At 70.6% G+C, this 22333-nt stretch carries 19 protein-coding genes; 5 read left to right on the top strand and 14 right to left on the bottom strand.

The features are described 5' to 3' along the window. From AC1DZA_RS03590 to AC1DZA_RS03580, 3 genes are all read right to left on the bottom strand, one after another. Window positions 1-1488 (bottom strand): hypothetical protein, encoded by a 1488-nt coding sequence (locus AC1DZA_RS03590; protein ID WP_476771732.1) that lies wholly within the window; start codon window positions 1486-1488, stop codon window positions 1-3. Window positions 1489-1524: 36 nt separating this feature from the next. Beyond that, window positions 1525-2847 (bottom strand): tyrosine-protein kinase domain-containing protein, encoded by a 1323-nt coding sequence (locus AC1DZA_RS03585; RefSeq protein WP_476771731.1) that lies wholly within the window; start codon window positions 2845-2847, stop codon window positions 1525-1527. A gap of 160 nt (window positions 2848-3007) precedes the next feature. Further along, the gene (locus AC1DZA_RS03580) at window positions 3008-3973 is read right to left on the bottom strand and encodes an alpha/beta hydrolase (RefSeq protein WP_476771730.1); all 966 of its coding nucleotides are present in this window, start codon (window positions 3971-3973) and stop codon (window positions 3008-3010) included. Between the two features lie 210 nt (window positions 3974-4183). Between AC1DZA_RS03580 and AC1DZA_RS03575 the strand changes: the two genes are divergently transcribed. Beyond that, window positions 4184-5659: a sugar transferase gene (locus AC1DZA_RS03575; RefSeq protein ID WP_476771729.1), complete on the top strand. Its 1476-nt coding sequence runs from the start codon at window positions 4184-4186 to the stop codon at window positions 5657-5659. 140 nt (window positions 5660-5799) lie between these two features. Beyond that, complete coding sequence (locus AC1DZA_RS03570; RefSeq protein ID WP_476771728.1) at window positions 5800-5988, top strand: hypothetical protein; 189 nt, start codon at window positions 5800-5802, stop codon at window positions 5986-5988. Window positions 5989-6000: 12 nt separating this feature from the next. On the opposite strand, the gene AC1DZA_RS03565 is transcribed toward AC1DZA_RS03570, so the two are convergent. The 4 genes from AC1DZA_RS03565 to AC1DZA_RS03550 form a co-directional block, all read right to left on the bottom strand. Further along, window positions 6001-7053, bottom strand: a complete 1053-nt coding sequence (locus AC1DZA_RS03565; RefSeq protein WP_476771727.1) for a glycosyltransferase — start codon at window positions 7051-7053, stop codon at window positions 6001-6003. Window positions 7054-7062: 9 nt separating this feature from the next. Continuing rightward, window positions 7063-8004: a glycosyltransferase gene (locus AC1DZA_RS03560; protein ID WP_309973499.1), complete on the bottom strand. Its 942-nt coding sequence runs from the start codon at window positions 8002-8004 to the stop codon at window positions 7063-7065. 145 nt (window positions 8005-8149) lie between these two features. Continuing rightward, window positions 8150-8689: a CHAP domain-containing protein gene (locus AC1DZA_RS03555; RefSeq protein WP_476771726.1), complete on the bottom strand. Its 540-nt coding sequence runs from the start codon at window positions 8687-8689 to the stop codon at window positions 8150-8152. 187 nt (window positions 8690-8876) lie between these two features. Next, window positions 8877-10016, bottom strand: a complete 1140-nt coding sequence (locus AC1DZA_RS03550) for an Ig-like domain-containing protein (RefSeq protein ID WP_476771725.1) — start codon at window positions 10014-10016, stop codon at window positions 8877-8879. Window positions 10017-10367: 351 nt separating this feature from the next. On the opposite strand from AC1DZA_RS03550, the gene AC1DZA_RS03545 reads away from it, so the two are divergent. Next, window positions 10368-11255 (top strand): hypothetical protein, encoded by an 888-nt coding sequence (locus AC1DZA_RS03545; protein ID WP_309973505.1) that lies wholly within the window; start codon window positions 10368-10370, stop codon window positions 11253-11255. Between the two features lie 202 nt (window positions 11256-11457). Then, window positions 11458-12774, top strand: coding sequence for a UDP-glucose dehydrogenase family protein (locus tag AC1DZA_RS03540; protein WP_309973507.1), 1317 nt, complete (start codon window positions 11458-11460; stop codon window positions 12772-12774). Window positions 12775-12885: 111 nt separating this feature from the next. Here the strand turns inward: AC1DZA_RS03540 and AC1DZA_RS03535 are convergent, their stop codons facing one another. From AC1DZA_RS03535 to galU, 3 genes are read right to left on the bottom strand one after another with little or no spacing between them, the layout of a single operon-like run. Continuing rightward, a complete protein-coding gene (locus tag AC1DZA_RS03535) occupies window positions 12886-13830 on the bottom strand; it encodes a nitroreductase family protein (protein ID WP_476771724.1) in 945 nt (314 codons plus the stop codon). Between the two features lie 31 nt (window positions 13831-13861). Then, a complete protein-coding gene (locus AC1DZA_RS03530; protein WP_476771723.1) occupies window positions 13862-14632 on the bottom strand; it encodes an HAD-IIB family hydrolase in 771 nt (256 codons plus the stop codon). Continuing rightward, window positions 14629-15522, bottom strand: coding sequence for a UTP--glucose-1-phosphate uridylyltransferase GalU (gene galU, locus AC1DZA_RS03525; RefSeq protein ID WP_476760702.1), 894 nt, complete (start codon window positions 15520-15522; stop codon window positions 14629-14631). Before galU ends, AC1DZA_RS03530 begins: the two co-directional genes overlap by 4 nt. Before the next feature lie 77 nt (window positions 15523-15599). Here galU and AC1DZA_RS03520 point away from each other — a divergent pair, with 77 nt between their 5' ends. Beyond that, window positions 15600-16088 carry a VanZ family protein gene (locus AC1DZA_RS03520; RefSeq protein WP_476771722.1) on the top strand — a complete coding sequence of 163 codons (489 nt, stop codon included), beginning with the start codon at window positions 15600-15602 and terminating at the stop codon, window positions 16086-16088. Window positions 16089-16098: 10 nt separating this feature from the next. Here AC1DZA_RS03520 and AC1DZA_RS03515 read toward each other — a convergent pair whose 3' ends face one another. From AC1DZA_RS03515 to AC1DZA_RS03500, 4 genes are all read right to left on the bottom strand, one after another. Next, window positions 16099-17943 (bottom strand): glycoside hydrolase family 15 protein, encoded by a 1845-nt coding sequence (locus tag AC1DZA_RS03515; RefSeq protein WP_476771721.1) that lies wholly within the window; start codon window positions 17941-17943, stop codon window positions 16099-16101. A 1-nt stretch (window position 17944) separates the two neighbouring features. After that, the gene (locus tag AC1DZA_RS03510) at window positions 17945-19252 is read right to left on the bottom strand and encodes a UDP-glucose dehydrogenase family protein (protein WP_476771720.1); all 1308 of its coding nucleotides are present in this window, start codon (window positions 19250-19252) and stop codon (window positions 17945-17947) included. A gap of 76 nt (window positions 19253-19328) precedes the next feature. Then, complete coding sequence (locus AC1DZA_RS03505; protein ID WP_476771719.1) at window positions 19329-21107, bottom strand: DUF4012 domain-containing protein; 1779 nt, start codon at window positions 21105-21107, stop codon at window positions 19329-19331. Window positions 21108-21248: 141 nt separating this feature from the next. Continuing rightward, complete coding sequence (locus tag AC1DZA_RS03500) at window positions 21249-22328, bottom strand: heparan-alpha-glucosaminide N-acetyltransferase domain-containing protein (protein WP_476771718.1); 1080 nt, start codon at window positions 22326-22328, stop codon at window positions 21249-21251. Between the last annotated feature and the right edge of the window lie 5 nt (window positions 22329-22333).

Genomic DNA, 22333 nt, shown 5'->3' with positions numbered 1-22333 from the left:
TCACTCGACGAGCGCCGCACTGCGAACCGCCGTCTGCTTCGGGATCGCGGCCGATCGAGGAAGGCGGAGTTCGGGGAAGCGAGCGCTGTCGCGCAAGGAGGCGATCATGCCGGCCGCCGCGAAGACGAACGGGTAGGAGGGTGCCGACACGAACACCGGTGCCGCCACGGACTCGATCAGGAGCACCAGCAGCCAGCCGATGCCCGTCACCCGCAGCCACTTGACCAGCGTCGGTTCTGCGGCCGAGGTCGGCCTGCAGAGCGAGACGAAGATCGCGACGATCCCCGCGGCGAAGAACGCGGCGCCGAGCCATCCGCTCTCGCCCAGGATGGCCGGCCATTGCGTGTCGTTCAGGAACATCCCGGCGTCCCCGCGCCCCAGCCCGTAGATGTGGGTGAACCCGAGGTCGACGTACTCGGGCGAATACGTCGAGCCGGCCGTGTAGCTCCCGTACCTGCCGAAGCCCGCGCCGAGCGGGAAGTAGTGGGCCGCGACCGACAGGGAACCGAGCGTCAGTGCCGAGCGCGCTGAATCCTGCACGACGTAGACCTCGAAGTCGCCGGCGATCAGCTCGTAGAGCGGCGGCACGATGACGACCCCGATGAGGGGCACCACGCAGAGGACGGCCACCCACATGACGGGGCGTCCGTATCGCAGCAGGAGGAGGCCCAACGTCGCCCCCAGGCCGATGATCGTCTTGACCTGGAACGTGAGCACCGCCAGCCCGCCGGTGACGAGCAGCAGGATCGCGTTCCCCACGGATGCCCGCACGATGAGCCCGTAGGAGATGAGCGCGATGGCCAGCACCGCGCAGAATCGGCTGAAGGCGGCCGGATGCTGGAAGGGTCCGCTCAGCGCCGGCACCCCCATGACCGCGGTGACCGGTGCGTCTCCGGAGATCAGCGACGACCAGACTCCGGGTGCCACGAGGTTGATCACGCCGGTCAACGCGAAGAAGATGACCGCGACCGCTCCGATCTTGGCGAGGAACTGGAGGTCGCGCACGGTCCACCGCAGCTGGGCGAGCGCGAAGGCGAAGATCAGGCCCTTCAGGATGAGGAGCATCGCCTCGCTCATGGTGCCGAAGGCGACGTGGTTGGCGACGCCGCTGAGTACGCCCATGGCGATGAAGAGGCCGAACCACGGCAGGCCCGGCAGGTACACGAGACGCCGGTCCGTCACGAACCGCCGCGTGCTGAAGCTCGCGAATGCGAGGAGCACGACCGCTTCGTCCGCGTAGCTGCCCGCAGCCCCGAGCGCCGATTGGATCGGGCTGGTCAAGACGATGGTCACGACGGCCAGCAGCGCGAACAGCTTCGGGAGGAACACCGCCACGACGAGCAGGACGAGCCCCGCGACCACCGCGAACGGGATCACGGGGTCGATCCAGCCGAGCGCCGCGATCACCGCCGCGGCACCCACCCCGGCGACGGACCATGCCGTCGTGCGGACACCCGGCGACAGCCAGGACGATGCATCGGTTCTCACGTTCGCTCCCCCAGCGGGTTCACCGTCGCGTCTCGCTCAGGCGCGCGCGTCGGGGCCGGACGTGGGGACGTCGTCGAACACCACGCCGAACAGGGTGCTGTCGACGCCGCGCACGTTCGCCTCCGCGTTGCGGAGCCGCGATGCACGGGTCCTCCCGGCCCGCACCACCATCACGAATCCGGTCGCGACGGCCGCGAGCTCACTGGCGTCGGCCACTTCTCCCGCCGATCCGGCATCGAGGATCACGATGTCGCACTGCTTCGACAGTGCACGCACGAGCTCGTGCATCCGGGCGGATCCCAGCAGTTCGCTGGAGCCGGCGCCCACCTTGCCGGCCGGGAGCACGTCGAGCCCGGGCGCGACGGTGGCCAGCTCCACGGCCGCGACCGGCGCCGAGCCCATGAGCACGGCATCGAGCCCGCCCTCGGCGGAGATGTCGAAGAGCGATGCGAGCCGCGGGGCGCGGAGGTTGGCATCGATGAGCGTCACCCGTGTGCCGTCCTCGGCGAGGGCGAGCGCGACGCTCGCGGCGACCGTGGTCTTGCCCTCGCGGCCCGCAGGCGACGTGAAGGCGACCACGGGCTGCGGTCCGGCGAGCAGGTGCTTGAGCTGGAGGCGGACGAGCCGGACGGCTTCACCGAATCCCTTGCGCTCCATGGCCGTCCGGATGGACGCGCGTGCGCGGCCTCGTACGCGTGGGATGGTGCCGAGCACGTTCGCACCCGTCGCCCTCCTGAGGTCCCGGCCGTTGCGCACACGGGTGTTCGAGACCTCGCGGAGCACGACGAGCAGCAGCGCGAGCACGAGCCCGGCGGCGAAGGCGATGGCGACGATGACGATCGGAGGCAGGCTGCTCGGATCCTCCGGCGGCTCGGCCTGCTGCACGACGCGCCCGGCGATCGTGCCGGGGACGCCGACGCCGGCGGCCGGATCGCTGATGACCGCCACGAAGTTGGCTGCGAGGGCGTCGGCGAGCGCCGCCGCACTCGCGGCGTCCTCGCCCTCCGCGGTGATCGTGAGGATGGCGGTCCCCTCCACCGGCGTCGCGCTGATGTCCTCGGCGAGTTCGACCGGGGTGCTGTCGAGTGCCAGCTGGTCGATCGTGGGCTGGAGCACGAGCGGAGTGGAGACGAGCGCCGTGTAGGTGCCCATCTGCTGGATGACCAGGTTGTTGCCCTGCACCTGTTCCTGCGGGGCGGCCGTGACCGTCACCGCGCTCAGCATCACCTTGCTCTCGGCGGTGTACGTCGGCGCGCTGGTCGACGCGACGAACCAGCCGATGACGGACGCGGCGAGCACCGTGACGACGATGAGGACCCAGTTCCTGCCGATCGTGCGCACGACCTCGGTGAATTCCACTCCTCGGCCTCCGTTCGGCTCGGTGGGTCGAAACTCGTCGTTCACGCTCCCGCGACCCGCGACCGGGGACGATGCGGTCGTGAGCAGGAGCGAGGACGGTTCGATCAGGGTGCTGGTTCCCGCGTGATTCTGGGACGTTACGGACATGGCGTTCGCCTTTCTACAGGTGCTCGGCGAGGAACTCGACGAGGCGGGAACGAACTTCACTGGTCAGCAGCTGGACGCCGTGGCCGGCATGCGCTCCGATGGTCAACTCGACGGGGATCCCGGCCGCCTCGAGCGTGTCGCGCATCGCCTCGGCCTGCTCGACCGGGACGAGCTCGGCCGACCCGTTCACCAGGAACATCGGCGGGTCGGAGGGATCGACGTTGAGCAGGGCAGACGCGGTCGCCGCCTGCGGGCACTTGGCGGCCGTGGGGTCGGTGCAGCCGAGGTAGTTGAGCGCCATCGCGGCGGCTTCGGGGCTGGGGACGCCGAGTTGGAGCGCCGCCTCGGTCAGGAGCGACACCCCTGACAGGGACACGACGGCGCTCACCCGGCTGCCCTCGTCGGTCGGCCCGGTGCCGGAGGTCGCGTAGGTCTGCGCGAGGATGGCTCCGGCCGAGCTGCCGAGCAGGCCGATCTTCGCCGGATCGAGGCCGAATCGCTCGACCTGTTCGGGCGCGCGGAGCCATTCGACGGCATGGGCGACGTCGTCGAGCTGGCTGGGGAAGACGTAGTCGGGCGCAAGCCGGTAGTCGATCGAGATGCCGGCCATGCCGCTGTGCGCCATGAGCTCGCAGAGTGCGCGCATGCCGCCGCCGACGCGGTCCCCCTCGGTGAAGCCCCCGCCGTGCAACAGGATGACGGCGGCGACGGGCGCCTCGGTCACCGGCAGGCAGGCATCGGCCATGAGCGTGGCGTCACCGTCGCTCCAGTACGGGAGCGCCTCGACGATCTCGATGTCGGCGCTGCGGGCGGGTGTCGGTGCCCGTTCCTGGCCGGCTGCACTCGCGCATCCCGCGAACATCACCGTGAGGGCGACCGCGACGAGGCTCGCCACGACGCGCGACGGGGTCCGCCGGCGGGCGGGAGTCCTCGTCCCGGGCGGTGCCGAGGCGTCTGCGAAGCGGGTGGATCGGGTCATTGGTTCCTTACCGGTCGGGCCCGGGATCTCGTCCCGGTCTGCCTGTGCGCGGAGGAAGCCACACTGCTCCAAGGCACCCCTCTGGGTGCCCCTCCATCTTCACCCGGTCGGGTTGAGCCCACGTGACGAGTATGTAAATTCCGGCTACGCGATCTAGTACTGCGCCCGCCCGCCTCTCTACATTGATGAGCAATCGAGGGGGAGAAACTCTTGACTCAAGCCATTCAGACCGAGATGGCGAGGAGTTCGAGGGGGACGCGGTCGGCGAGCTGGGAACAGCGCTACGGCCGGATGCTCGTCTCCACCGATCTTCTTGTCATCACCGTGTGCGTCTTCGGCGCACTGCTGCTCGGTGGGGTACCGAGGCAGTTCGCGACCGCGGAGTTCGTCGGCATACCGGCCGCCGTGGTGTTCGGCGTGCTGCTGATCGTCATGTGGTCGCTCGCGCTGTCGATCGTGGGCAGCCGTTCGCCGCGGGTCGTGGGTTCGGGCGCACTCGAATACCGCCGGGTGCTGCACATCACGATCCTGATGGTGTGCGCGCTCGGCCTCCTCGTCTACGTGCTCGCGTTCGACGGCCTCCGCGGCTTCCTGCTCCTCGCGCTTCCCCTCGGCCTCGTCGGCCTGCTCGCGAGCCGATGGACCTGGCGCCAATGGCTCGCGCGTCGTCGTCGCGTCGGTCAGATGTCGAGCCGTGTGCTGCTCGTCGGATCTCAGGAGTCGATCGCGGCTACCGCGCGCGACCTCGCCCGGTCGCCGCAGGCGGGCCTCCGCGTCGTGGGCGCCTGCACGTCGAACGGCCTCGTCGCCGGGGTGATCCCCGGTACGGACATCCCCGTCTCGGGCTCGCTCGATCGGCTGAACGAGGCCCTCGAGGCCGTCGACGCCGACACGGTCGTGATCACGAGCTCGAACGAGCTGTCGCGCGAGCGGGTCCGGGAGCTGAGCTGGTCGCTCGAGCCGGGCAGGCAGCACCTCATCGTCGCGCCGAGCCTCACGGACATCGGCGGTCCGCGACTGCACACCAGGCCGGTCGCGGGGCTCCCCCTCATCCACGTCGAGACGCCGCGGTACGACGGAGGCAAGCTCCACGCCAAGCGCGTGTTCGACTTCGTCGGCTCCGGGCTGCTGATCGCCGTGCTGTCGCCGGTGCTCATCGGCATCGCCATGGTCATCCGCTTGAGCACGCCCGGCACGGTCATCTTCCGGCAGAAGCGCATCGGACTTCGCGGTGAGGAGTTCGAGATGCTGAAGTTCCGCTCGATGTACGAGGACGCCGAGGATCGTCTCGCCGAACTGGCGCGCCATGAGGGCGAGGCGGGCAACTCGATCATGTTCAAGATGCGGGACGACCCGCGGGTGACCCCGATCGGGAAGATCCTCCGGCGTTACAGCCTCGACGAACTGCCGCAGCTGTTCAACGTGTTCTTCGGCAGCATGTCGATCGTCGGTCCGCGGCCGCCGCTGCCCCGAGAGGTCGAGCAGTACGCCGAGCACGTGCACCGGCGGTTCTTGGTCAAGCCGGGCATCACCGGCCTGTGGCAGGTCAGCGGGCGCTCCAACCTCGACTGGGACGAGACCGTGCGACTCGACCTGTTCTACGTCGAGAACTGGACCACCACGGGCGACCTGATCATCCTCTGGAAGACGCTCCGCGCGGTCGTCGCCAGCGACGGCGCCTACTGACGCCTACTGACGGCGTCCCCTCGCCGGTGGGGCCCTGTGCACACCCATCCTCGTGCCGCGGCCCGATTCGAGTACCATGAGCCTCACCACCGGCCGATCGTGGGCCGTTGGGTATCTCTTGGACTCGAGGAGGAGCCAGGATGGATCCCATCGCCATCACCATCGTCGCCGTCGTCGCCGCCTGGATCGCCGTGGCCGTGATCGTCGCACTGCTGATCGGTCGCGTCGTGCGCCGTGCCGACGCCCAGGAGGGCGGCGTGCGTGAGCCCGGCCTGGCCGCAGCCTCGCCGAACGCGAGCGGACACGACCGCGGTCCCGTCCTGCACTGACGCCACGAGGGGTCAGCGGCGCAGGCCCACGGTCTCTCCAACGGCGCCGCTCGACGCCGTCTGCGTCCTCGCCAGGTCGTACGCGGCGCGCAGTGACGCCGACATCGCGTCGTGGCTCGAATTGCGCACCACGTAGCGCCCGGCCTGCGCGACCTCGTCCCGATAGGACTCGTCGTCGAAGAACGCGTCGACCGACGCCGCCATCTCCGCATCTGTCCCGCCGGCGAGCGCGTATCCGAGCGACGCCATGCTGGGGATGCTCCGTGCGAGCACCGGGACGTCGAGGGCGGCTGCTTCGATCGTCGAGACCGGACCGCCCTCCCAAGCCGCCGTGTGCAGGTACAGCGCCGCCCTGCGCAGCCAGGCCTGGACCTCCTCGGGAGGCAGCCAACCGGTGACCTGCACCCCGGCCGACTCGAGCTCCGCGCGACTGTCAGCGTCGCCGTCGCCGATCCACACGAACGTGCCGCGGTGGGCGAGCCGCGCGACCGCGGCGAAGCGCTCGGGGGCCTTCTGCGGTGAGAGGCGGCCGACCATCACCACGATGTCGCGGTCGGCTGCAGCACGTGTGACGTGGGCGAACGGCGTCGGGTTGTGGGCGACCTCGACCGGGTTGCGGCGATTGAGTCGCAGGCTCAGCTCCGCCTCCCGCGGGCTCACTGCCACGATGACCTGCCGGCGCCGGGCGAGCAGGCGCTCGATGGCCTCGTACGACCAGCGCTCGGGCGCCGAGACATCCGTTCGCTCGAGGGCGTAGCAGTGCGGCGAGTAGACGATGCCGGGTCCCGAACCGAGCACCGCGCGCGCGGCTCCGCCGACACTCGAGTGCAGGTGGATGACGTCGGGCGACTCCTCGCGCACCTTCTGCCGCATGCGCGTGAAGAACCCGACGAGGCCACCACGGTAGCCCTCGTGCGCGATCGCATCGGGCAGCCCATGGGTTCCCTGACCGTCACGGGCTCGCGAGAAGAGGGAGTGCTCCGCCTCGGGCACCCCCCGGACGTAATTGACGATGGCGCTCTGGACTCCTCCGCCGAGCGCTTCGGTCACGTGCAGCACGCGCATGGCGGGGCCTCAGGCGAGTGCGACGGGGGCGAGGTCGGCTGCACGCTTCACAGCCCACCGACGGTTCTCCTCGAGATCCTCGATCGTGATCTCGTCGGCTTCGCGCACGAGCGCCAGCCCCGCGCGATCGACGTAGGCCGCCAGGTCGTCCTGGTGGCCGTCGACGTGCTCGCCGTGCGCCGCGCGTCGTGGCACGACGATCGGTCGCTTCCCGAGGCTCAGTGCGGTGAGGATGGAGCCCGTGCCCGCGTGCGAGATGACGAGATCCGCCTCGGCGATCTCCTCCTTCAGCCGCTCGGCGGGGAGGCTCCGCACCGTCTCGATTCCCAGGTCGGAGACATCCGACGGCCCGACCTGCCAGAGCACCGACCACTCGGGCGGGAGCACGGCGTGGAGTCGCCGGATCAGGCGCTCGAACCCGTAGTGGGCGTTGCCGCCCACGCTCACGACGACCCGCGGCGTTGAACCGGTCTCGGGCACCACCGGAACGACCTCGAAGCCCTCGAAGACCGAGATGGCGTAGGCCCAGCGGTCGTTCTCGGCGAACGGGTACTGCACGTATCGCTTCACGCCCGGCACGCGATCGAGGAGCCGGCCGGTGGCCGACAGCTCTCGGACCCGGGTTCCGCTCTCGATGTACGAGAACGGCACCCGTGCGACCTTCGCCGCGAGCATGGCCGAGATCGCCATCTGCGCTCCGGTGCTGTAGACGCGTGCGACCTGCTCAGCACGGAACCGGGGACGCAGGGCGTGGAAGTCGTTCAGGATGCCGAGGTAGTCGCGCGGTGCGCGGTTCGGCAGGGTGATGACGCGCTCCCCTGCGAGGAGCGAGGCGCTCTGCGCCGTGGCATCCGTCACCCAGACGACGTCGTCGCCCTGGGCGATTCGAGGCCGCAGCAGGTGCAGCTGCGTCAGATGGCCGCCGCTCGTCGCCACCAACATCGTCGTCATGTCGTCCCCTTCGCATGGTGCGTGATGTTCGACGACGACGTTGTCGATGTGTTCCGGTGTCCCCCATCCTGCGATCGGCCGATGGGCGGCACAAGCGAGGTATGCCCGGTTTAACCTGTTCTTAATCCGCCCTTCTCATTCGGTGTCATCGACGGCGTCCCCCGCCCGTGCGGTAGTCGGGCGTCGCGAAGACGACGCGATCGGACCAGGGTTCCGAGAACCGCCGAACGAACGTGAGCTCCGACGGGAGTTCGCCCGGCACGTCGCCCTCGATGGTCTGGGCCGCCCCGCCGCGCATCGAGGTGACGATGCCGACATGGTTGATCTCCGCGTCCCCACCCGGGCTGTAGAAGACGAGGGATCCGGGCTCGGGGCGGACGTGCGTCCTTCCGGCGATGCGGTGGTGCGCGAACAGTTCGAGCGGCGACGCGATCGCCGGAACCCCGTGGTCGCGCAGGAGCCACGAGGCGAAGAGCGCGCTCCAGCCGAAGGCGCTGGGCGCCATCCACGGGCTGCCGTCCAGCCGCATCCCGGCCGCCCCCTCGGCCTCCGCGATCACCCCGGCAGCTGCGGAACCGCCGGCCGCCGCCACGGCGACGCCAGGGGTGGCTGCCAGGCGTGAACCGGTGCGGGCCGCATCGGCCACGATCGGCACGGCGAGCGCCGCCGCGCCGAGTGCCAGCACCGTCCGTCGGCTGACCCCGGGTGGGGCAGCCGCCCCCTCAAGACGCGCGGCTGCCCCGTCGGGCCCCGCCATCGCCGGCATCCATCCCCCGCGTCGAACATCCATCGTGTGCACCCCCATCTGTCGTGCCGGTCAGTCAGTCTCTCGTGCCGGTCAGCCTGTCGTGCCGGTCAGCCTGTCGTGCGGGTCACCGCAGGTCGTAGGACCGCGGGTCCGCCTCCTCCACGGTGCGGGCGATCCGGTGGCCGGTGTGCCACACCGTCACCCAGTCGAACTTGTCGGCGACGCGATAGATCTGCATGTCCGTCCGGAACCCCTGGGAGTCCGGCCTCAGCAGCACGCGCGGCACCCGCCGCAGGCCGTTCACGAAGGGCACGCTCTGCACCCGGTCGGACTGGCCCTGGTTGACGTAGGTCTCCACCCAGCCGTGCTCGATCGACGTGGACAGGCGCATCTTGAAGACGACGTCCGTCCACCTCCCGCGGTTGTAGGGCCCTGAGAGGAACGGCCACGGGTCGCCGGCGTTGAGCTCGTTGCCGCGGATCGCGAACTCGTCGATCGGCTGCTTGACGTCATCGCGGTTCGCGTGGATGACGAACGGCGAACCCTGCAGGTACGGCGGCCCGTAGAGCTGGAACAGGGCGATGTACGCGGTGCCCGCCGGGCCGTTCGGGTTGGCCGGGTCGTTCGCCGGGTAGACCGAGGGGAAGCTCGCCGAGGGCATGTAGGCGAAACCCACGCAGAACTCGTCGCCCTCCCTGAGGTTCTGCCGGCTCGACGACTGGAACCGGACGGTGCCCGACGTCTGGTCGGGATCGCTCTTCGCACGGTTGGGCACTGCGGCCTTGATCACCCGGCGGCGGCTGCCGTGGATCGGGTCGTCCTCGAGCCGGGCGTACGCCGAGCCGATCGTCGCGTAGTGGCTGGACTTCCACTGCGTGAAGGTGCCGCCGTACTGCGCCGCCCAGGCCAGGTCGGACCGCCACCCGCCCGTGACGGCATCGGCCTCGGGACGCGGCGTGTTGGCGGTGATGACGCCCACATACGGAGCGACGATCTCGACGCCGTCGACGGTGGCCCGCGCGGTGATCCAGAACGCCGAGTCGCTCGGGCGGGGGGTGACCCCGTCGACCAGCTTCTTCGTCGTGTCCCAGCGGTACACGTACGCACCGCCCGACGCGGTGGCCGTGCGGGTGCCGTATTGCGGCGGCCCGATGATGATGCGGACGTTCGACACCTTCGTCCCGCCGGTCACCTCGGCGGAGACCAGGACGGTGCCGGTGACGCGTCGTCCCTCGGTCGGTGCGGTGATGCGAATACTGGGCACGTTGCCTCCCCCGAAGCGTTGGTTCCCATTCCCCCGCGAGGCCGAGACCTCGTCCGCCCCCCTCGGCGAACTCCCCATGCCGGCACGGCGACACGAACCGGTCGTCGCACGACCGTGAGAACTCGGACGGTAGGGTTCGTCCTCGTCTGGCCCCCCAGTTGGGCTGGTTTCGATGCTGTCCCATGTGCGGTGGCGGCGTCAATACTCCCTCCCGAAGTCCCGTTACGGGCGGGTTAACTTCGGGCCGTGCCCGGTGAGTCGGCCGCCCCCGCGGAATACGCTGACGGAAGCGGTTACCCGCACTCGCCGGCGAGCGTTTCGGGCGTGGACATGGGAAGGGGCAGCACGAACATGACTCACGAGCAGGGGGGCCGCGAGGGCGGCGGCTGGTCTCGACGCCAGCTCCTCATCGGGTCGGCGGCGGGGGTCCTCGCCGCGGGCGGCGGGTGGTCCACGGCGGCGCAGGCCGCGTCGCCCATTCCGACCCTTCCCGGCGAGATCAGCCGCACGGCGACGCGCTACACGCGCGACGCGAAGCTGCCCTACGAGTGCATCGACGTCTCGATCTCGGGCGACGTGGCGCGGCTGTTCGTGCCGCACACCGCCGTGCCGAAGTCCAAGACGGCCGTCGGCGTGCTGTGGGTGTTCCACTCGAACGGCAGCACGCACACGTCCCTCGACGGCGCGCACCTCTACAGCGGCGAGCTGGCCGCTGAGCGGGGCGCGGTGGTGATCTGCCCCGACTACGGCGGCAGCCTGTGGACCACGGAGGCGGCGATCCAGTACCAGAAGAACGCCACGGCATACGTGACCGCCGTCTGGAAGGTCGGCTTGAGCTTCCTTCGCGCCAACTCGGGCGGCGGGCCACTCATGACCTACAGCTACGGGACGAAGCTCATCCCGGCGCTTCGGGGCATGTACCTCGCGAACGCGGCCTACGACATGGAGGACCTGTACGACCGCGATGACCGCGTGCGCACGACCTACAAGTTCGACCGTGCCGCGGCCGTGGCCACGAATCCCGCGCGTCTTCCGCAGTCCTCGTGGACCGGCGCCCGGCTGAAGACCCTGGTCTCGGCGGCCGACCCCCTGGTGCCGCCCGCCGCCCACGGCGTGGCGCTGGCCGACATGGCCCGCCCCGTGGCGGCCGAGGTGATCGTGCAGTGGCACCCCTACGGACACACGGTTCCGGGCTGGAGTTCGAAGGACATGATCACCACCTTCGAGGGCTGGTACTGACCCGCGCCGCGGCGGGTCGAGCGCATCGAGCGGTGCGGTCGACCCGTCTTCGTGCGCGCCCGAACGACCCGATCACAGGGTTCGTCGGGAAGTCACCGACTTGTAACCGCGTGGAAACAAGCGCCCGCAGGGCGCTTGCTAGAACTGGGACAGGGCTGGTGGGGCATCCAACGGTGGCCCCACTCTGACGAGAGGCGACTACGTGAGAGTTTCAGTGATCGGATGCGGATACCTCGGTGCCGTGCACGCTGCGAGCATGGCCGAACTCGGCCACGAGGTGGTGGGAATCGACGTCGACGAGGCGAAGATCGCGCGGCTCGCCGTGGGTGAAGCGCCGTTCTTCGAGCCGGGACTCCCCGAACTGCTCCGCTCCGCGGTCGCCTCAGGGCGTCTCACGTTCTCGACCGACATGGCGGATGCCGCGGGCGCGACGGTGCACTTCATCGCCGTCGGCACGCCGCAGCTGAAGGGCTCGTACTCGGCGGACCTCAGCTACGTCGACGCGGCCGTCGAGGGCATCCTCGAGCACGCGGCATCCGGCGACCTCATCGTCGGGAAGTCGACGGTGCCGGTCGGCACGGCGGAGCGCCTGGCGGGCCTCATCGCCGACAGCGGCACGGGCGCGACGCTCGCCTGGAATCCCGAGTTCCTTCGAGAGGGATTCGCCGTGAAGGACACGATCAGTCCGGATCGCCTCGTGTACGGGGTACCGACGGATCCCGATGCGGCCGCGACGGCCGAGCGCATGCTCTCGGAGGTGTACGCGACGGCGCTCGCCGCGGACACCCCCCTGATCGTCACGGACTACGCGACCGCCGAGCTCGTCAAGGTGTCGGCGAACGCATTCCTCGCCACGAAGATCTCGTTCATCAACGCCATGGCGGAGATCGCCGAGGTCACCGGCGCCGACGTCACCCAGCTCGCCGACGCGATCGGGTTCGACGCGCGTATCGGCCGCAAGTTCCTGGGCGCGGGAGTCGGGTTCGGCGGCGGCTGCCTGCCGAAGGACATCCGCGCGTTCACGGCGCGCGCCGAGGAGATCGGACGCGGCGAATCGGTCGCCTTCCTCAAGGAGGTCGACGCGATCAACCTGCGGCGCCGGCACCGGGTCGTGGAGCTCGCGGTCGATGCGCTCGGCGGCGAGCCGCTCGGCAAGAAGGTGGCGGTGCTGGGCCTCGCGTTCAAGCCGTTCTCGGACGACATCCGGGACTCCCCCGCCATCGACGTGGCGGTGCGCCTGCGCGGTCTCGGCGCCGACGTGGTCGCGATCGACCCCGAGGCCATCGAGAACTCGAAGCGGCTGCACCCGCAGCTCGAGTTCAGCGACGACCTGAGCGCGGTCCTCGACGGGGCGGACCTCGTCGTGCTCGTGACGGAGTGGAACGAGTACCGCCACCTGGACCCGGTCTGGGCCGGCGAGCTCGTGGGCGTGCGGTCCGTGATCGACGGGCGCAACTGCCTCGACGCCAAGGCCTGGCGCGAGGCCGGGTGGACCTACAAGGGGCTCGGCCGGCCCTGAGCGGTTCGGTCGGCCCGAGCGCGCAGCGAGCCTCGGTCGGTCTGAGCCCAGACACAAGGATGCCCCGGGGTGTGCTCCACCCCGGGGCATCCGCGTGCCGCGGCATCCGCCTCACTCGTGCGTCGTGAGCACCTGCGAGACGGGGCGACGGGGCGAGCGAGCCACCCGGAAGCCCGTTTCGGGCGGGTAGCCGATCGCGATCATGCAGATCACGTCCTCGCTGTCGGGGATGCCCGCCGCCTGGCGCAGCGCGTCGGTGCGGTCGTTCGTCATCGACCAGTTGAGCATGCACGAGCTCACACCGAGGCCGTGCAACGCCCAGACGAGGGTCATCGCGAAGAGGCCGCCGTCGATCCAACGCTGGTTGCGCTCTGCGGCCCCGGCGAAGAGGCCGCGCTCGACGGTGACCACGAGGACACTGCGCACCTGGTCGCGGAAGCCGCCGTTGCCGTTCTGGTGGGCGAGGATGCGTGCGGCGTCCTCCGCGCCGCTGAAGGCGTGCACCCGGCCGGCCTGCCGGTTGCACACCGACGGCGTGTAGGTCGCGAGGCGCACCGCCTCCTCGATCGTGGCGGGCTCGACGGGGCGGGTCTCGTCGAAGTCGCGCACGCTGTGCCTGGTGGCGAAGAACCGGTCGAGTTCGACGGCGCCGAAGAGCGGTGCCGGCAGGGCCGGCGGACTCACGTCGTCGTCCACTGCGCCGCCGTCGTTCCAGGTGAGCAGCGCTCCCTTGGCGTCCTCGGCGAAGCGCAGGTACGCGGCATCCGCCTCCTGGGCGCCTGCGACGGGGATGAGCATCGACAGGCGGTGCTCCACCGCCGCCCCGAAGGGCTGCTTGGGGCGGCGCAGGCTCAGCCCCTTCTCCACCCGGTGGTAGTCCTTCGTGAGCTGCGCCTCGAGGTTGACGCCGGAGACGACCGGCGTCACCGCGTCGTCCACGGGCGCGGCCGAGTCGCGATACCTGCGGTAGTCGCGCAGGAACTCCGAGTACATCAGCCAGCCCCGCTTCGCGCGCCGGACCGGTCCCCGCAGCGGCTTCTTGATGGTGTCGAACATGAGGACTCCCCCTTTCCTTCGGTTCACGGGTTCACACGACGTGGACGTCACGGGCGCCCGCGATCACCTCGTCGATGACCACGAGCGTGTCGCGCCATCCTCCGACCGCCCGGCACGGCACCCCGGTCGCGATGACCGGGAAGTCGTTGCCGTCGGGGTCGAGGCGGTCGCCGACGAACAGCATCGACGACGCGGGGATCCCCGTCGCGTCGATGAGCTTGCGGATGCCGTAGGCCTTGTCGACGCCCTTGCGGGTGATGTCGATCGACGTCGAGCCGCCCGAGCGCACCTCGAGGTCGGGCAGGTCGGCCTGCACCGCGGCCCGGAGCGCGGCCTTCTTCGCGCCGGTCGGATCCCACAGCCGCTTGGCGTCGACGGGTGCGGCCTGACCGAGCGCCGAGAAGGTGACCTGGGATCCGCGGTGCTCGATGCGCGGTCCCCACGCGGGGCCCTCGTCGAAGCCGAGCTCAGCCGACCGCCGCTCGAGGGACGACGTCGCCCGGCCCGCCTCGTCGGCGGTGAGGTCCTCGGCGTACAGCTGGCGCCAGTCGCCGTCGGCGAACCGCAGGTACCGCGTGCCGCACGTCGGCATGAGGTGCAGCCGCCCGAGCTCCGCGCCGTGCACGTCGAGGGCGTCGACGACCTGCCTGCGGAACTGCGAGAAGTCGCCGCCAGAGATGATGCACACCTCCGTGTGCTCGAGCAGCCTCGTGAGCGCGGCCGCCATCTCGGGCTCGATGCGGCTCTTCGACGGCGCCAGCGTGTCATCGAGGTCGAACGCGATGAGCTGCGGGCGGTTCATGGCAGCGTGGCGGCGACCGACTTCAGCCAGAGCGCCAGGTCGGGACCGAGGTCCTCGCGATCCAGCGCGAGCTGCATCACGGACTTGAGGTAGTCGAGGCGGTCGCCGGTGTCGTACCGGCGGCCGCGGAACACGACGCCGTAGACGCCGCCCGCGATGGACTCGTCGGCCGCGAGCACCTGCAGGGCGTCGGTCAGCTGGATCTCGCCGCCCTTGCCCGGCGGGGTCTCCTCCAGCACGTCGAAGACCTCGGGCCGCAACACGTAGCGCCCGATGACGGCGAGGTTCGAGGGCGCGTCCGCGGCGGCCGGCTTCTCGACGAGGCCCGTCACCCTGACGACGTCGGCCTCGTCGGTCGGCTCGACCGCGGCGGCGCCGTACATGTGGATCTGGTCGGGATCGACCTCCATCAGGGCGATCACCGTCGCGCCCCGCGCTGCGCTCTCCTCGATCATCTTGGTGAGCAGCACATCGCGCTCGTCGATCAGGTCGTCGCCCAGCAGCACCGCGAAGGTCTCGTCGCCGATGTGCTTGCGCGCCCGGAGTACGGCATGCCCCAAGCCGAGCGGGTCGCCCTGCCGCACGAAGTGGATGTCCGCCAAGCTGCTCGAGTGCATGACCCGGTCGAGCTTGGTCTGGTCGCCTTTCTGCTCCAGCGTCTGCTCGAGCTCGGTGACCCGGTCGAAGTGGTTGGCGAGGGCGTTCTTGTTGCGGCCGATGATCACCAGGATGTCGTCGATCCCGGCGGCGACGGCCTCCTCCACCACGTACTGGATCGCCGGCTTGTCGACGACCGGAAGCATCTCCTTCGGCATGGCTTTCGTGGCCGGCAGGAACCTGGTGCCGAGGCCTGCGGCAGGAATGACGGCTTTCATCGGTGTTCTCCCCATGTCGCGACTGTAACCAGCCCGCATGAAGCTGGGATTACGAACGCGGGTCATTCTCGTGCCTCGCGTACCCTGACTGCATGCACACGAGTCGGATGCCGCGGCGGGTCGTGGCGGCCGCGCGGTGGCTGTTCCCGGCCTACGCCGTGGTGCTGGCGCTCATCGTGTTCCTGCCCGCGCGCGAGGCGGGGCGCCTCACGGGGGTCGTCGGATGGCTGGCACTGCAGGCCGGAAAGCTCGGCATCCCGGTCGATCCCGCGTACATCGTGCTCGAGTTCACGGCCAACATCGTGCTGTTCCTGCCGTTCGGGCTGCTCGCGACGGTCGCCTACCCGCGCCTCCGCCCGGTCCTGGTGATCGCCATCGGGTTCGCGTCGAGCGTGGTCATCGAGCTGGTGCAGCTCGCGATCCCCTCGCGGTACGCGACCGTGTCCGATGTCATCGCCAACTCCGTCGGTACGGCGATCGGATGCCTCGTCGCCGTCGCCGTGGCGAGATCGATGACGCCGACCGCGGCCTCGACCGGCCCATCGGCGAAACCCTCGGCCGAGGCATCCGCCGCCCCCTGACGACCGCCGCTCAGCCCTTCGCACCGCGCGCGACGCCGGCACTGGCCCCGGGAGCGGCGACGCCCCGCGCGTGCGCGATGGCGTCGGCGGCACGCACGAGCGCGAGGTGCGAGAGCGCCTGGGGGGTGTTGCCCGCCTGCCGCGCGGTTCGCGGCTCGGCCTGCTCTGCGAGGAGTCCGACGTCGCCCGCGCGGGCGAGCAGGCGGTCCATGAGCGCGGTCGCGTCGTCGAGCCGGCCGGAGTGGGCGTACTGCTCGACGAGCCAGAACGAGCACGCGATGAACGTGCTCTCGTCGCCGGGGACGCCGTCGATCTCCATCTCGGTGCGGTACCTGCAGACGAGGCCGTCGCGGATCAGCATCTCCTCGATGCGCGCGACCGTGCCCAGCATCCGCGGATCGTCGTAGGACACATACCCGACCTGGGCGAGCTGCAGGAGGGCGGCGTCCACCTCGGTCGTGCCCTCGAACTGCACGTAGCTGCCGAGCGCCGCGTCGAATCCGCCGCGCTCGATCCCTTTGGCGAGGGCGTCGCGGATGTCGCGCCAGCGGTCGACCGGCCCGGTGCGACCGTCGTGCTCCACGGCGCAGACGGCCCGGTCGAACGCCGCCCAGAGCATGACTCGGGAATGCGTGAAGTGGCGCTCGGGCCCGCGGATCTCCCAGATCCCCGCGTCGGGCCGGTCGAGCTGGCGCTCCGCCTCGGCGAGCAGCGCCAGCTGCAGCGACCAGGAGAAGTCGTCGTCGTCGGCGCCCGAATGCCTGGTGACGTCGAGCGCGATCATCACCTCGCCGAAGACGTCGGCCTGGTACTGCTCGGATGCCGCGTTGCCGGCGCGCACGGGCGCGCTGCCCTCGTACCCTGGCAGGGAGGGCACCACCCATTCGGGCAGCCGTCGCTCGCCGGCGAGGCCGTACATGATCTGCAGGTCGGCGGGATCGCCCGCGATCGCACGGAGCAGCCACTGCCGCCACGCCTCCGCCTCGTGCGTGAACCCGTGGTGGATGAGCGACTCGAGGGTCAGCGCCGCATCCCGCAGCCACACGTAGCGGTAGTCCCAGTTGCGTTCGCCGCCGAAGTCCTCGGGCAGGCTCGTGGTCGCCGCCGCCACGATGCCGCCGGTGTCCCGGTGGGTCAGCAGGCGCAGCACGAGCAGCGAGCGCCGCACCTCGTCGTCGTACGCCCCCGGCTCGATGCAGGCGCTCACCCATTCGCGCCACCAGGACGCGGTCGCGGCGATCGCCGCGTCGACGTCGACCGGCGCGGGCACCGGCAGGTGCGCGGCGAACCAGGTGAGCTGCAGGTCGACCGTCTCACCCGGGCGCACGTCGAAGGCGGCGCGATGCGCGTGCCCCGTCGCGGTCAGGCGCGGCCCGCGCACCACGAGCGCGTCGGGGCCGGCCACGGCGAGCAGCTCGGGGGCGTCGACCGTGCCCACCTGCCGCACCCATGGCAGCGTGGCCGCGTAGTCGAACCGCACCCGCAGCTCCTGCATCATCGGCACGCGTCCGCTGATGCCGCGCACTCTGCGGATCACGTCGGTACGTCGCCCGTCGCCGTCGGCCGTGCCGTTCCCGAGCGGCATGAGGTCGATCACCTCGACAACGCCCTGATCGGTGCTCCAAAGGGTCACGAGCGTGAAGGTGTCGGTCTCGTAGTGTCGCGACGCGACCGCCGCGGCATCCGCCGGCCGTAGCAGCCACGCGCCCTGCTCCTCGTCGCCGAGGAGCGCCCCGAAGACCGAGGCCGAATCGAAGCGCGGGGCGCAGAGCCAGTCGATCGATCCGTCGTCGCCGACGAGTGCGGCGGTGCGGCAGTCGCCGATGACGGCGTAGCCCTCGATCGGTCGGGGCATGTCAGGGCCGGCCGAGTCCGTGCACCTGCCACCCGGCGGCGCGCCACGCGGCGGCGTCGAGCACGTTGCGCCCGTCGATGATGCGTCGCTGCGCGACGAGCCTCCCGGTCTCGACCGGGTCGAGCGCCCGGTACTCGCGCCACTCCGTGACGAGCACGACGAGGTCGGCGCCGCGCAGTGCCTCGCGGGTCGAGGTGGTGTAGTCGAGCTGCGGGTGCCGCGCGCGGGCGTTCTCGACGCCCTCGGGATCGGTGGCGACCACCTCGGCTCCGAGCCCGCGCAGCTGCACGGCGACGTCGAGCGCCGGCGAGTCGCGCACGTCGTCGGACTCGGGCTTGAAGGAGACGCCGAGCACCGCGACCCGCTTGCGGTGCACGGAGCCGCCGAGCGCGTCGACGGCGAGGTCGACCACACGCTGGCGCTGGCGCAGGTTGATCGCGTCCACCTCGCGCAGGAAGGCGAGCGACTCGCCGCGGCCGAGCTCCTCGGCCCGGGCGGTGAACGCACGGATGTCCTTCGGCAGGCAGCCGCCGCCGAAGCCGACCCCGGCATTGAGGAACCGCCGTCCGATGCGCGCGTCGTGGCCGATCGCGTCGGCCAGCGCGGTGACGTCGGCCCCGGTCGCGTCGGCGATCTCGGACATCGCGTTGATGAAGCTGATCTTCGTGGCGAGGAACGCATTGGCGGCGACCTTCACGAGCTCGGCGGTGGCGTAGTCGGTCACGATCCGGGGCGTGCCCGCCTCGATCGCGGCCCGGTAGACGTGATCGAGCACGGATGCCGCGTGCTCGTCGCCGTCAGCCACGCCGTAGACCAGCCGATCGGGCTGGAGCGTGTCCTTGACGGCGTATCCCTCGCGCAGGAACTCGGGATTCCACGCGAGGCTTGCGTGCGGGGCCGCCTCGGCGATCAGTTGGGCGAGACGTGCCGCGGTGCCCACGGGCACGGTGCTCTTGCCGACCACGAGCGCGCCGTCGGCGAGGTGCGGCAGCAGCGACTCGAACGCCGCGTCCACGTGCGAAAGGTCGGCGGCGTTCGAGCCCGCGGTCTGGGGGGTCCCAACGGCGACGAAGTGCACCTCGGCACTTTCGGCATCCGCGATGTCGGTGCTGAATCGCAGCCGGCCGGTGGCCGTGGCCGATCGCAGGATCTCGGGCAGGCCGGGCTCGAAGAACGGCGGGCGTGCCGCGGCGAGCTGCGCGATCTTCCGCTCGTCGAGGTCGATGCCGACGACCTCGTGGCCGAGCTCGGCCATCGCCGAGGCGTGCACGGCGCCGAGGTAGCCGCAGCCGATCACCGAGATGCGCATGGAAGGCCCCTTCCGTCGGGTCAGACCATTCTGGTGCATGACCGGGGCACGTCGGTTTGACCGTTCGAAGCCCTGCTCAGCCACACGGGGCCTCGCGGAGCGTCACCGCGGTCGGATTGATCATCGGCGTGGTGCGGACCTCCGTGTCGCCATAGGTTCCCGGCGCACCGGCGAAGGTGGCGCGCACCAGAGCACTCTGCCCGTCCACCATGTCGATCGTGACCTTCTCCGCGGGACGAGCGAGGTCGGTGACCGACGGGCCGGTCCTCGCTGCGAGGCCGGCCTCGGGCACCTCCATGGCGGTGGTCGCGGCGCCGACGGGACCGTAGAGGAACACCTCGGTGCGATAGAAGTCGTACAGGCTGCTGTCGACGTAGTCGGGGAGTCGAACGTCGTCGGGGATGTCGAAGGTCAAACGTACTTCGACGGTGTAGCTGGGGGCGCGCGGCGCGCAGGCATCAGTCGTGACGGTCGCCTGGGTGTGCAGGTAGTAGTCGATCTTGGACACCGAGCGGTCGCGGAAGTAGACCCCGACGACGGTGGCGCCCTCGTTGGTCGTGGGCAGCACTCCCTGCAGGCGCGTCCCGTCGAGAAGGGCCTGCGTCGTCGGGTCGGCGCTCCACATCATGAGCGTCCCCTGGTCGGCGGAGTCGATGAGGGCCTGCCCCATCGCCCAGACGTCGTAGTCGGCCGACATGACGCGCGCGAACACCGCGGATGCCACGGCCGCGAAGTATGCGTCCGAGTCCACGCCCTCGGGATACCGGAAGTACGCCTGGTTGAGAAGCGTGGACACCGCGTTGTCGCTCGTCAACTGTGCCCCGTCGGGCAGCGCGACCGGACCGATCACCTCGAGCAGGCGAGACAGGGCGATCGGATCGAGCGACACGACGGCGTCGGGTGCGATGCCGTACGTACGCTGCCAGTTGGCGGAGATGATCTGCGCAGCGGTCGGGAAGTCCGGCCGGCTCGTCGACAGGTTGATGCTGTCGAGGAAGATCGAGTCGTACAGCTGCGTGGCGCCCTCGCCGACCGGTACCTCGACCGGGATGGCCGTCGGGAAGTCCCGGCTCGAGACCTGACGGACGACGTCGACCGTGCCGTTGTGCACGGAGAGGAGCGTCTGGGCTGCCGGACCGCCGCCGAGCGCCGTGGCCTCGGCGTTGTTGAGGAATGCGAGTACGACATCCTTCTGTCCGTCGATCGCCAGCATCGCGCCGACGCCCGCGAGTGCACCGCCCACTTGCGGGATCGTCTCCTCCGCGGTTCCGAGCATCTCGTCGAACTCGTCGACGGCCTCGGAGACGGGTCCGATCGTCGCATCGGCGTCGATCGATCGCACGCGCTCGTGCAACTCGCTGACGGTTACCTCAGCGGTCGCGACGAGCTCGGTCGCCCGGCGCAGCGGCGCCAGGTCGAACCCGCCGGTCTCGGGATCGCGCTGCAGTTCAAAGGTGCTCACGAGATCGACCGCCGGGTCGACGATCTTCCTCGACGCCTCGTCGACTCCCTCGGCGATCACGCGCACGGCGCGGAGGTTCTCGCCCACGACCGGCACGGACTCGGCGGTGCGCCACAGCGGCGTGCTGGTCGGTGCGACCGCCCGTCCGGATGATGACGAGAGGCGGTCGGCGATCGGCTGGAGCTCGTCGAACCTTCGATCGTCGGCGGCCTGTCGGAGGTCCGCGACGGCGGCGCGGGCCGCTTCGAGGTCGCTGCGCACCGACGTGGCGTCGTCGTACACCGACCAGGCCGCGAAACCTCCGCCGATGAGCGCAAGCGCCAGCGTCGGCCAGACGATCACATGGGCGATCCATCGTCGGTCGGGCCCGGGCCCACCGCGCGCGAGCGTCATGCTCACCTCCACGCCCGACTCGCCGTTCGGGTCGGCGGCGGGCGGGCCCGCCGCACCGGGGCGGGCCTTCGGTCACGGTACCCCCGATCCTGTCCTCCTTTCAGAGGACACCGGGAGATGCCCCCCGAAATGGGGCACGGCTCAGACCACAGAGGTCGCGCCCGCGGCATCCGCTCGATCGCGACCGCTCGCGCGTCGGAGCAGGCGTTCGAGCGGCCCGCGCCCGAGGTACCGGCGCCAGAGCCACGCGAACACCATGGACCCGACGATGAGGCCGATGAGCAGTGGCCACGAGTCGTCGGTCGGGATGCCGTCCTCCACGCGGATCGCGAGCGAGATCACGACGAGGTGGATCGTGTAGATACTGAGCGGCATCGACCCCATCGCGGTCACCGGCGAGAGCGCTGCGCCGGCCACCCGGCGCACCGCTGGCCGGGCGAGCGCCGTGAGGGTGAGCAGCGCCGCCACGACCAGGGCGCCGACTCCGACGTTGCCGAGGGTCTCGAGGGAGGCGCGGAGCGGCACCGACCAGCCCGCCTCGCCGACCAACTCGGGCGGGGGCAGCCGCGAGGCGATCGGCAGGAACACGGATGCCGCGGCCGCGCCGACGAGCGCCGTCGTGCCGATGACCCGGGGCGAGGTCAGGTCCATACGCGCGAGCGCCAGGCCGATCAGCATCACCGGCACCCAGACGATCACGGGATAGGCGCCGCCGACGATCCAGTCCGAGAGGAAGCGCAACGGCGTCTGCCGCACCGCTTCGGCGAGCGCCGTACGCGTGCCGAGCTCGGCGAGCGCCGGCGTCACGATGAGCAGGCCGATGCCGAGCGCGAGCGCTCCTCGGGGCGGCAGGAAGAGCAGCGGCAGCATGAGCAGGAATGCGACGCCGTAGACGTCGAGGATGATGTAGACGAGTGGATGCAGCGTCGCCCAGATCAGCATCCCGAGCGCGATCAGGATCACCGCCCGCACCGCGATCTGGCGGCGCAGTTCCCCGCGGTCCTCGGCGATGGGGCGCGTGCCTCCCGAGATGAAGCCCAGCCCGATGCCCGCCGTGAGGGCGAACAGCAGGCGAGGCCGTTCGTCGGCGATCGCGATGAGCGCGGCCGCGTCGACGGATGCCACGGCGGGTGCCACGTGCGCCACGAACATGCCGATCAGCGCGAACCCCCGGGCGGCGTCGACCCCGTCCACTCGGTTGAGGCGCGCGCGGCCGCTCATGCGCG

Source organism: Agromyces sp. P2_B3, assembly GCF_056404815.1.
The sequence above is the reverse complement of the archived record's forward strand: the minus strand, read 5'-3'. Positions and strand labels throughout refer to the sequence as shown.